Annotated in this window: 10 protein-coding genes; 2 read left to right on the top strand and 8 right to left on the bottom strand. The window is 39.2% G+C overall.

All coding sequences use genetic code 11. The annotated features are described in order from the left end of the window. Positions 1-88: 88 nt before the first annotated feature. Positions 89-1,264: a sugar transporter gene (locus KX581_RS04235; RefSeq protein WP_231175681.1), complete on the bottom strand. Its 1,176-nt coding sequence runs from the start codon at positions 1,262-1,264 to the stop codon at positions 89-91. Between the two features lie 276 nt (positions 1,265-1,540). On the opposite strand from KX581_RS04235, the gene KX581_RS04240 reads away from it, so the two are divergent. Beyond that, entirely contained in the window at positions 1,541-2,284 is a 744-nt protein-coding gene (locus KX581_RS04240) for a carbonic anhydrase (protein WP_002203616.1), read from the top strand. A gap of 219 nt (positions 2,285-2,503) precedes the next feature. On the opposite strand, the gene KX581_RS04245 is transcribed toward KX581_RS04240, so the two are convergent. The 3 genes from KX581_RS04245 to hisS all read right to left on the bottom strand — a co-directional run bounded on the left by KX581_RS04245 (position 2,504) and on the right by hisS (position 6,577). Further along, complete coding sequence (locus KX581_RS04245) at positions 2,504-3,793, bottom strand: DUF874 family protein (protein WP_231175682.1); 1,290 nt, start codon at positions 3,791-3,793, stop codon at positions 2,504-2,506. Positions 3,794-4,221: 428 nt separating this feature from the next. After that, positions 4,222-5,262 carry an aspartate-semialdehyde dehydrogenase gene (gene asd, locus KX581_RS04250; RefSeq protein WP_231175683.1) on the bottom strand — a complete coding sequence of 347 codons (1,041 nt, stop codon included), beginning with the start codon at positions 5,260-5,262 and terminating at the stop codon, positions 4,222-4,224. After that, positions 5,249-6,577, bottom strand: coding sequence for a histidine--tRNA ligase (hisS, locus tag KX581_RS04255; RefSeq protein ID WP_231175684.1), 1,329 nt, complete (start codon positions 6,575-6,577; stop codon positions 5,249-5,251). Before hisS ends, asd begins: the two co-directional genes overlap by 14 nt. Before the next feature lie 61 nt (positions 6,578-6,638). On the opposite strand from hisS, the gene waaF reads away from it, so the two are divergent. Then, entirely contained in the window at positions 6,639-7,688 is a 1,050-nt protein-coding gene (gene waaF, locus KX581_RS04260; RefSeq protein ID WP_231175685.1) for a lipopolysaccharide heptosyltransferase II, read from the top strand. A gap of 175 nt (positions 7,689-7,863) precedes the next feature. On the opposite strand, the gene KX581_RS04265 is transcribed toward waaF, so the two are convergent. The 4 genes from KX581_RS04265 to rpsL all read right to left on the bottom strand — a co-directional run bounded on the left by KX581_RS04265 (position 7,864) and on the right by rpsL (position 11,733). Continuing rightward, positions 7,864-8,202, bottom strand: coding sequence for a hypothetical protein (locus KX581_RS04265; RefSeq protein WP_000744183.1), 339 nt, complete (start codon positions 8,200-8,202; stop codon positions 7,864-7,866). Between the two features lie 550 nt (positions 8,203-8,752). Further along, a complete protein-coding gene (gene fusA / locus KX581_RS04270) occupies positions 8,753-10,831 on the bottom strand; it encodes an elongation factor G (protein WP_000101840.1) in 2,079 nt (692 codons plus the stop codon). 11 nt (positions 10,832-10,842) lie between these two features. Continuing rightward, positions 10,843-11,310 carry a 30S ribosomal protein S7 gene (gene rpsG, locus KX581_RS04275; RefSeq protein WP_001254357.1) on the bottom strand — a complete coding sequence of 156 codons (468 nt, stop codon included), beginning with the start codon at positions 11,308-11,310 and terminating at the stop codon, positions 10,843-10,845. A 15-nt stretch (positions 11,311-11,325) separates the two neighbouring features. After that, positions 11,326-11,733, bottom strand: coding sequence for a 30S ribosomal protein S12 (rpsL, locus tag KX581_RS04280; protein WP_127989717.1), 408 nt, complete (start codon positions 11,731-11,733; stop codon positions 11,326-11,328). Between the last annotated feature and the right edge of the window lie 79 nt (positions 11,734-11,812).

Consider the following 11,812-nt stretch of genomic DNA (forward strand, 5'->3'; position numbering starts at 1 on the left):
AAGCAGTATCATTAAATTTTAAAAATGGTTTTTAGCGCGAAAGGGATTTCTTTATTGGGCTAAATTGGGCTAATCCTTTTAACGCTCTTTATGTTTTTTTAAACTTTATCGTAATGAATCTAAGCCAAAACAGCGCCAACAACCCTAAAGCCCCACCCACAAAGCCAATATACCCTAGCCCTAATTGGTGGATCACAATACTGCCAAATAACGCTCCTGCCCCAATCCCCACATTATAGCTCCCCGAATAAATCGCGCTCGCAACATCCGTGGCATCTGGTGCGAGCTGTAACACCCTCATTTGCAAGGAAATCCCAAGCGAAGTGATCCCAATCCCCCATAAGAAAATTTGCAAGAAAACCACCCACTCTGAATTTTTAAACACAAAAAGCAAGAGTTGCGGGCAAATGACTAAGATCATTGCAAAAGCGATAAATTTTCTTGAATTTTTCGCATACAAACGGCCGAATAAAAAACTCCCCACCACGCCTGCTAACCCAAACACAAACAACATTAGCGTCGTAATGTCAGGGGAAAACTGGCTGATTTGAATGATAAAAGGCTCAATATAGCTATAAGTGGTGAAATGCCCAGAAATAACCATGATCACAAGCAAATAAATCCCCATTAAAAGCGGTCGTTTGACTAATACAGGAAGGCTAGATAGAGTGCCTGCGTTTTTACTCGGCAAAGGCGGGAGCAATTTATACATCAGCAACGCTATAAGAGTCGCAACGCCCCCAATCACGCCAAAAGTGGAGCGCCAATCTAGCATTTGCCCAATGATCCTCCCAAGCGGCAACCCTAAAATCATCGCCAACGAACTCCCTAGTGCCAATAACCCTAAAGCTTGCTGTTTCCTGCCAATGGGCGCGACACGAATGACTAAAGAAGCCGTGATGGACCAAAACACTGAGTGGGCTAAAGCGATACCAATACGAGAAACCAATAGCACCCAAAAATTCCACGCTAACGCTGAAAGGATATGGCTGAGAATAAAAAGGGCAAAAAGAAAAAGCAATAAGCGTTTCCTTTCAATTTTAGCGCTAAATAGCATCAAGGGCAACGAGCCAAGAGATACCACCCATGCATAAAGAGTGATCATTAGCCCCACGCTTGCACTCTCCATTTCAAAGCTTTTCGCAATGTCTGATAGAAGCGCAACAGGGACAAACTCCGTGGTGTTAAAAATAAACGCCGAAAGCGAAAACACAAAAACCCGCATTAAGGCGAACTTTTGATACGATTGTTTGGTCATCATCATTTAAATCTTAAGGGGTTAAATTTTATTCAATTTGAAAACTTGTAGTATAAGACAAAAATTTTAATCACTTATAAATTGGGGGCTGGTTAAAACAAATATTTCCGCTCCATAGGCGCATTAATTTAAGGGAGTTGTTACTATATAAAACAGAATTTAAAATCGTTAAGAGCTTGCGGTTAAGTCTCATTTTAATAACCCCACTCATTATAATTTGAGCGCTAGAATTAGCCCATTGCTTTTTAATGTTTTAGAATTTTAGAACAAAGGATAATTAAAATGAAAAAAACTTTTTTGATCGCTTTAGCACTGGCAACTTCTCTTATAGGTGCTGAAAATACCAAATGGGATTATAAAAATAAAGAAAATGGCCCGCACCGCTGGGACAAATTGCACAAAGATTTTGAAGTGTGCAAAAGCGGTAAAAGCCAATCGCCCATCAACATTGAGCATTACTACCACACGCAAGATAAAGCCGATTTGCAATTCAAATACGCCGCTTCTAAACCTAAAGCGGTCTTTTTCACCCACCACACTTTAAAGGCTTCGTTTGAGCCGACTAACCACATCAATTATAGAGGGCATGACTATGTGTTGGATAATGTGCATTTCCACGCCCCTATGGAGTTTTTAATCAATAATAAAACCAGGCCTTTGAGCGCGCATTTCGTGCATAAAGACGCTAAAGGGCGTTTGTTAGTGTTAGCGATTGGTTTTGAAGAAGGGAAAGAAAACCCCAACCTTGATCCCATTTTAGAAGGCATTCAAAAGAAACAAAATTTTAAAGAGGTGGCATTAGACGCTTTCTTGCCTAAAAGCATCAATTACTACCATTTTAACGGCTCTCTCACCGCTCCTCCTTGCACAGAAGGGGTGGCATGGTTTGTGATAGAAGAGCCTTTGGAAGTCTCTGCCAAACAATTGGCTGAAATCAAAAAACGCATGAAAAATTCGCCTAACCAACGCCCCGTCCAGCCTGACTACAACACCGTGATTATTAAAAGCTCAGCTGAGACCCGCTAAAATGAAAACTCTCTCTTTATAAAAGAGGGAGATAAAAATTATTCTAATAAAACGCTGCTAAAAATTGCAACCGCTTGTATTTTGTGAAACGCTCAAACGCTAAAGACGATTGGGATTCCTACTAAGGAGTTTAAAAAAGGCTCTGTTCTAATTGGGTAACATAGAGTTTTTAAAATACCATAAATAAGCTAAAAACGATTTTATGGTGTTTTCTTATGCCTACATCCTTTTACTATAACCATAACCCGCTTTTTCTGCTTTCTTTTCAGTATTAGCCGCTGCTTCTATTTCTTTATTAATATCAGCAAATATTTTTTGAACGAACAAAAGGCTTTGAGAGGTTGAAAGGTGGGCTTGTGGGTTTCTCATTTCAAGCATTTTAGCTTGAGCTTTAGAGCGTATTTTTAGATTTTCTTTTTGCCATTTTTCTGTAACCTTAAAATCTCTAGGGTCTAGTTCTAAATAAGCGATAGAACTTGGTTTATAAAAATCCACTTGTTTAGCGATAGCTTTTTGTGAATAGGGCAGAGATTCTAATTCTTTTTGCAAATAAGCTATAAGCTCTTGCGTTTTTGATCCTCTTTGAGAGTGGGGTTGTTTAGAGTTTGGAAGGTGTTTTGGCTGGATAGGGGTTTGGTTTGTTTTTGTAGGTTTAGGGGTTTTGCATTCAGCTTCTATTTCTATAGCAATACCACCCTTAATTCCTAATTTTTTAATAAAGAATTGACTATGATTTTCTTGGCAATTTTGTTCTGCTTTTTTAACCAAATCTTTCTGTGTATTGTTTGTCTTTTGTTGTTCTTGTTCTACTTTTATTTGATTATTAGTCTCTATATTGCTTGTCTTTTGTTTTTCTTGTTCTGTCTTTTGTTTTTCTTGTTCTGTCTTTTGTTTTTCTTGTTCTACTTTTATTTGATTATTAGTCTCTATATTGCTTGTCTTTTGTTTTTCTTGTTCTGTCTTTTGTTGTTCTTGTTCTACTTTTATTTGATTATTAGTCTCTATATTGCTTGTCTTTTGTTTTTCTTGTTCTGTCTTTTGTTTTTCTTGTTCTGTCTTTTGTTTTTCTTGTTCTGTCTTTTGTTTTTCTTGTTCTGTCTTTTGTTTTTCTTGTTCTGTCTTTTGCTCTTCTTGTTCTAGTTCTATCCCACTCTTGTTCGCTCTATCCCTAGCGTTTTCAGCTTCCTTTTGAGCTTGAGCCACTTCTTTTTTGGATTGGTCATCAGCAAAACACACATTCATAAGCATGGTTGTTATCGTTACTACACCTATTGTTGAATTAAGCCATGAGTTAGGATGCGTTTTTAAATAATCATCCGCAGTCTTAACATTCCCACATATCCAATCGCTTTTTTTAATTTGTTTTTTTATTGAGTCTTTTATCGCTTCCCAAAAAGTAATCCCCATTATAGACACTCCCACATTCTTAAAAACTTTCTTTTCTTTTGCCGTTTTCACTAATTTCATCATCATTGTTGCAAGCATTACTAAAACTCTTATAACAGGCATTTAAATCCTTTCAAAAAACAATCTTACCCATCAAAATCTTATTAGTATATATAGTCATATTTAATCGCTATTAAACGATTGGTTTGAAAAAATTGTAAGGGTCAATCCAATCAGATTTTTCTAATCCATTCCAATAAAACTTGATACAAGTTTTCCTTTATACCTTAAACTCACACCCTTTTAAAGGGAATAATAGGCAATAACTCGCTAGCTAAACATTCACTCTCTGCTTGAGTGTAAGCCTTTCATTCCTTTTGACCTACCAAATATTAGCATTTCTCTCAATCAAGCCTTGAGAAATTCAATTACACCCTTGTTTAACATCGCAAGCCTAGTAACTTAAAGCTCTTTTTTAGAGATTGGGTTAGATTGATCCTTATCCTTAATTCAAGTGCATGCGCATTCATCTTTGTTATCTTTGAATAAACTCAAGCGTTCTTAATGTAATGCAGAGCGATTTTGAGCGCATTGGTGGCTGCCCCCACTCTCAATTGATCCGCCACGCAAAAGCCGTGCAAAGTTTTCTTATCAAACAAATCCTTCCTCAAGCGTCCAATAAAGGCGCTATCCGTGTGGCTCGCTTTTAAGGGCGTGGGGTAGAGATTACGGCTAGGATCATCGCAAACAACCACGCTAGGGGCGTTTTTTAAAACTTCATAGACTTCTTTAAGATCGAATTCTTTTTCAAAAGCGATACTCAAACTTTCGCTATGACTCCTCAATACCGGCACGCGCACGCAAGTCGCGCTGATAGGGAAATCCACGCCCATGATCTTATGGGTTTCATGCACCATTTTTAGCTCTTCTTTCGTGTAGCCATTCTCCTTAAAAGTATCAATATGAGCGATCGCATTGAAAGCGATCGGGTAAGGGAAAGCCCCAGCTTGCAAGACTTGGTTTAAATCAATAGCGGGGTCTTTTTCCAAATGTTCTAAAGCGGTTTTTAATTCATTTTTTAAACTCTCTATGCCCTTGTTCCCTGCCCCACTCACGGCTTGATAGGTGCTAACAATAACGCTTTTTATCTTAAAATGAAGGTGTAAGGGGTTTAAAATTTGCGTCATTTGAATGGTGGAGCAATTAGGGTTAGCGATGATATTTAAAGGAGCGTTAAAAATTTCTTTAGCGTTGATTTCAGGAACGACTAAAGGCACATCTTTATGCAATCTAAAAAAGCTCGTGTTATCAACCACTAAGGCCGTTTTTGCAGCGCTTGTAGCAAATTCTTCGCTCACGCTCCCCCCAGCGCTAAAAAAGGCGATGTCTATTCTTTCTTTTTCAAAAATTTCATGCGTGGTTTCTAAAATTTCATAGTCTTTATTGAAAGCTCTGATCTTTTTACCAGTGCTCCTAGTGCTAGCGAGCGGGACAAATTTTTTAATTGGGAAAGAAGAATTTTCTAAACCCTTAATCAGCTCTTGGCCTACTGCCCCACTAGCCCCAACAATGGCGACATTATAAGTCTTCATCGTTTTCTCCAATGATTTCAAGGGCTTTTAAAAAACTCAAACAATTCAACTGCATGCCTGAATGCATGTTCTTCAAACTTAAGGTTTCGCTTTTAAATTCTTCTTCGCCAATAACAGCCACGAACTCATGCCCTTTATGGTTGGCATAAGAAAAGGGTTTTTTGATTTTTTGAGCTTCTGGATAGACTTCGCTAAAAATCCCGCTTTGCCTTAAAGACTCCGCCAAGCGGTTTGCATAAGAAAAATACTCTTCATGCATGCAAGCGATTAAGACTTTAGCTTGGGTGGAGCACTCGTCTAATAATTGCATTTCACTCAAGGCCACAATCAATCGGTCAATCCCAATAGAAGCCCCTACCCCTTGTAAATTCTCTTTAGAAAAATTTTTAGTCAAATGATCGTAACGACCCCCTGAACACACGCTCCCTAAAGACTTCATGCCATTAAGCGTGGTTTCATACACAATCCCTGTATAATACCCTAACCCCCTAGCGATAGAAAAATCAATTTTATACAGGTTTTGAGAAATCTGTAAATCCCCTAGCAACTGGTATAGCCTTTCTAAATCCTGTATGCCCTTTTTCAGATTTTCATTATAGTCTTTCAAATAAGCAATTTTTTCAAAAAATTCCGCATGGCTTAAATCGTTCTGTTTGATTTGAACCATTTCTAAAAGCTCTTTAATGGTGTTTGAATTCAAATCGCACTCTTTCTTTAATTCTTCTTCAACCCCATTTAGGCCAATTTTTTCCAATTTATCCACAATGCGCAGCGCTTCATTCACTTGAGAAATGCCAAAATATTCGCATATCCCATTCAAAATTTTTCTGTGGTTGATAGAGATGCAAAAATCTTCTAAATCCAAGGCTTTTAAAGAAGCGACAATCACTTGAACGATCTCAGCATCGCACACCAAGCTTTCGCTCCCTATAAAATCAAAATCGCATTGAGTAAATTCCCTGTAACGCCCTTTTTGCGCCCTTTCGCCCCTAAAGACATTGCCTATAGCGTAGCGTTTAAAGGGCATGCCTAATATTTGGTGGTGCAAAGAGACAAAGCGGGCTAATGGCACGGTCAAATCAAACCTTAAAGCCACATCCCTATCCCCATGGTCTTTAAAACGATAAATTTCTTTTTGAATATCGCTGCTCGCATCAGGCAATAACGTTTGAGCGTATTCCAAATGAGGGGTTTCAATCGGCACAAAACCAAAACTTTGAAACACGACTGAAACTTTAGAAAGCAACTGGGCTTTTTGTATCGCATCTTTAGGCAAGCGGTCTTTAAACCCGCTCAACACTTTAGGGGTAATCATTCCATTTCCTTGTATTTGTATGCTAAAATTTTAGCTTAAATTCTTTAAAAAAGGGCTATTGATGAGCGTAAATGCGCCCAAACGCATGCGTATTTTATTGCGTTTGCCTAATTGGTTAGGCGATGGGGTGATGGCAAGCTCGCTTTTTTACACCCTTAAAAACCACTACCCTAACGCGCATTTTATCTTAGTGGGCCCACAAATCACTTGCGAACTTTTCAAAAAAGATGAAAAAATAGAAGCCGTTTTTACAGATGACACCAAAAAATCCTTTTTCAGGCTGCTAGCCACTTACAAACTCGCTCAAAAAATAGGGCGTTGCGATATAGCGATCACCTTAAACAACCATTTCTATTCCGCTTTTTTGCTCTATGCGACAAAAACGCCTATTCGCATCGGTTTTGCTCAATTTTTCCGTTCTTTGTTTCTCAGCCATGCGGTAATGGCTGCCCCTAAAGAGTATCATCAAGTGGAAAAGTATTGCTTTTTATTTTCGCAATTTTTAGAAAAAGAATTGGATCAAAAAAGCGTTTTACCCTTAAAACTGGCCTTTAACCTCCCCACTCACACCCCAAACACCCCTAAAAAAATCGGCTTTAACCCTAGTGCAAGCTATGGGAGTGCGAAAAGATGGCCGGCTTCTTATTACGCCAAAGCCGCTGCTACTTTGTTAGAAGAAGGGCATGAAATTTATTTTTTTGGGGCTAAAGAAGACGCTATCGTTTCTGAAGAAATTTTAAAACTCATCAAAGGCTCATTAAAAAACCCCTTATTGTTCCATAACGTTTACAATCTGTGCGGGAAAACAAGCATTGAAGAATTGATACAACGCATCGCTATTTTAGATTTATTCATCACTAACGATAGCGGTCCCATGCATGTGGCTGCTAGTGCGCAAACCCCCTTAATCGCTCTTTTTGGCCCCACTGATGAAAAAGAGACTCGCCCCTATAAAGCTCAAAAAGCGATCGTATTGAACCACCATTTAAGCTGTTCGCCATGCAAGAAACGAGTTTGCCCTTTAAAGAATGAAAAAAACCACTTGTGCATGCGATCTATCACGCCCCTTGAAGTCCTTCAAGCCGCTCACACCCTTTTAGAAAAGCCTTAACGCCCTTCATGGGCTTTTTTTTAAAAACGCAACCATATTGATAAAACTCTGTATATATAAACTTTACTTTTGAAAGCGTGAGAAGAGCGATAAATCCTATCAAGGGTTTTAAAAAATATGGTAAGATAGTATCTAAAAAAGCGTTTTTAAAAACGCTTTTTTAGAGTCAAAGCCATTAGGCCACTGAGTTTTTAGGTTTTTTAGCGTCTTTTTTGTCGTTTTGAGCCACGACTAATTCTGTGCTAAATTTAGGTTTTTTAGCGTCTTTTTTGTCGTTTTGAGCCACGACTAATTCTGTGCTAAATTTAGGTTTTTTAGCGTCTTTTTTGTCGTTTTGAGCCACGACTAATTCTGTGCTAAATTTAGGTTTTTTAGCGTCTTTTTTGTCGTTTTGAGCCACGACTAATTCTGTGCTAAATTTAGGTTTTTTAGCGTCTTTTTTATCTTTGTGAGCGTATGCAGAACTCACTGCCAAAACTGATAATAAAACGCCTGTCAAGATTTGCTTTTTCATACGAAAACTCCTTGTAATGATCTTAAAAGCAAGAGAATTATATTTCTCAAAAGTAAATGAATAGAAACCAATAGGATTTTCACTAAAGAAATTTGCAGATTGCGTTTTGCTATATAAAAAACGCCTGGGAGCAATCAGCCATTTTTCTTAAAAAATAAAAACGCTCAAAAGCGTTTTTTAAGGTTGAATATAAAAAAGCTTGTTATTAGTCAAGCGGAATTTCTTATAGTGTGCTCTTACGGGTGTTAGGGGGAAAAGTTATTTCAAAATACCCTCTATCCCCTAAAAAATAAGTCTTAAATAAACTCAAGAAAATGAACTTTACCATAAAACAAAGCAACCAAAATCCCATTTTTTAAAAAATTAAAAAGTTTTAATTACTCCTATTTGACAAGAATAGAGTCAAAAATCAATTTCATAAGCAAACTAAAAAAGGTCATTAAAAGAGATAAAAAGAGATAAAAACACTCAAGAAGTCTTTTTAAATCCAAAAGAAAAAAGTTTAAATAGCACCTACAACACCCTCTCACAAGAGAGCGTTATGACAAAATCAGCCTTTGCGCTTTTCTACAATTTCCTTAGCGATATTGCTAGGCACTTCGCCATAATGATCAAACTCCATAGAGTAAGTCCCACGCCCTTGAGTGGCTGATCGTAAATCTGTGGAATAGCCAAACATTTCCACCAACGGCACAAAAGCGTTCACGATTTTCAAGCCTAATCGGTCGTCCATAGAATTGATTTGCCCTCTTCTTCTATTCAAATCGCCAATCACATCGCCCATGTATTCTTCAGGGACTTCCACTTCCACTTTCATCATAGGCTCTAGTAAAACCGGGTTAGCCGCGCGACTCGCTTCTTTAAACGCCATAGAGCCAGCGATTTTAAACGCCATTTCTGAAGAATCCACATCATGGTAGCTCCCATCATAAAGGGTAACTTTAAAATCCACCACCGGATAGCCTGCCAAAACGCCATTTTGCATCGCTTCTTGGATACCCTTATCCACCGCAGGAATATATTCTTTAGGGATCACGCCCCCAGAAATTTCATTCACAAATTCATACCCACTGCCAGGCTCTTTAGGCTCAAGCTTGATAAACACATGCCCGTATTGCCCACGACCACCGCTTTGCTTAGCGTATTTATGCTCTTTGCTCACGCTTGAGCGGATAGTCTCTCTAAAGGCGACTTGCGGCTGACCGATTTCAGCTTCCACCTTAAATTCTCTTTTCAACCTATCCACGATGATTTCTAGGTGCAATTCACCCATGCCACCAATAAGGGTTTGCCCGGTTTCTTCTTGAGTCATCACTCTAAAGCTTGGATCTTCTTCAGCGAGCTTGCCTAACGCCACGCCCATTTTTTCTTGGTCTGCTTTCGTTTTAGGCTCTACAGCGATGTGAATGACTGGCTCAGGAAATTCCATCCTCTCTAGAACAACCGCATTCTTTTCATCGCAAAGCGTGTCCCCAGTCAGCGTGTCTTTCAAGCCCACAAACGCACAAATCTCACCCGCATAAACTTCTTTAATGTCTTCTCTCTTGTTGGAGTGCATTTTAAGCAGTCTTCCCACGCGCTCTTTTTTATCTTTGGTGGAGTTATACACATAGCTACCGGACTCTAGCTTGCCACGATACACGCGCACAAAAGTGAGTTGGCCAACAAAAGGATCCGTCATGATTTTAAACGCCAAACCGGCAAACTCGCCATCATCGCTGGATTTCACAAAAACTTCTTCTTCGGTTTTTGGATCAATCCCCTTAATATCCACAACCTCTGTGGGTGCTGGCAAGTAATCAATGACTGCATCTAATAAAGTCTGCACGCCTTTATTTTTAAAAGAAGAACCACAAAGCATAGGGACAAGGCTCATGTTCAAACAACCTGTTTTAATGCCTTTTTTGATTTCTTCAACGCTTAATTCCTCACCGCCTAAATACTTTTCCATTAAGGCTTCATCTTGCTCAGCTACGGCTTCTACAAGCTTTTCTCGGTATTGTTTAGCCTTTTCTAACAAATCGCTAGGGATTTCTTCCACATCGTATTTGGCTCCCATGGTTTCATTATTCCAAACAATCGCTTTCATTTGGACTAAATCAATCACGCCAATGAAAGTGTCTTCAGCCCCAATAGGGATATTAATAGGCACAGGATTAGCTTTCAAGCGAAGCTTAATCTGGTTTTCTACATTATAGAAATTCGCCCCAATCCTATCCATTTTATTGACAAAAACAATTCTAGGCACGCCGTATTTGTTCGCTTGACGCCACACGGTCTCGCTTTGAGGCTGCACGCCCCCAACTGAGCAAAACACCGAAACCGCGCCATCTAGCACGCGCATGGATCGTTCTACTTCAATAGTGAAATCCACATGCCCTGGAGTGTCAATCAAATTGATTTGGTGATCCTTCCAAAAACAAGTCGTTGCTGCAGAAGTGATAGTGATCCCTCTTTCTTTTTCTTGCTCCATCCAATCCATTGTCGCCGCGCCGTCATGCACTTCGCCAATCTTATGACTCACGCCTGTATAGAATAAAATCCTTTCAGAAGTGGTGGTTTTCCCGGCATCAATGTGAGCGGCGATACCGATATTCCTGATCCTATTTAATGGGGTTTTTCTAGCCATTCTAACTCCAATTACCAGCGGTAGTGCGCGAACGCTTTATTCGCTTCTGCCATTTTATGCACATCTTCTTTTTTCTTAAAAGCCGCACCCTTATCGCTAGCCGCATCCATAAGCTCGTTAGCCAATCTATCCACCATCATTCTTTCATTGCGTTTTCTGGTTGCTTCTAAAATCCAACGGATAGATAGCGACTGCTGGCGGCTCGCCCTCACTTCTACCGGCACTTGATAGGTAGCCCCACCCACTCTTCTGCTGCGCACTTCCACTAAAGGACGCACTCTTTCTAGGGCCTTTTCAAACACTTCAATCCCTTTTTCACCGCTTTTTTCTTCAATCTTATTAAAAGCTTTGTAGATGATTTTTTCCGCCACGCTTTTCTTGCCGTCGAACATCATCTTATTGATAAACTTGGTAACCACTTTGTTCCCATAAACAGGATCGCCCAAAACCTCCCTAACGGGTGCTTTTCTTCTTCTCATGTTTTTGTTTTCCTCTTATTTTTTCTTGTTGTCTGTTGTTTTCTTGTCGGTCGCTTTAGCTTTTTTAGTCCCATATTTAGAGCGTGAAACCGTTCTTTTATTAACCCCTGCAGTGTCTAAAGCACCACGAACGATGTGGTATTTCACACCGGGCAAATCCTTAACCCTACCCCCACGCACTAACACAATGGAGTGTTCTTGCAAGTTATGCCCTTCACCAGGGATGTAACTGATCACTTCAAATTTACTGGTCAAACGGACCTTAGCGACCTTTCTTAAAGCCGAGTTAGGCTTTTTAGGGGTAGTCGTATAAACCCTAGTACAAACCCCTCTTCTTTGAGGGCATTCCACTAATGCAGGTGATTTCGTTTTTTTAACCACCTTTTTCCTTTCTTTTCTAATCAACTGATTGATAGTAGGCACTATTTTTCCTTATTCTAAAAATTTAAAACTAAAAGTTCTCCCATTTTACCCTAATTTTTCTTTTAAAAATCTTAACCGA

The organism is Helicobacter pylori, from assembly GCF_021062735.1.
Taxonomy (GTDB): domain Bacteria; phylum Campylobacterota; class Campylobacteria; order Campylobacterales; family Helicobacteraceae; genus Helicobacter; species Helicobacter pylori_DN.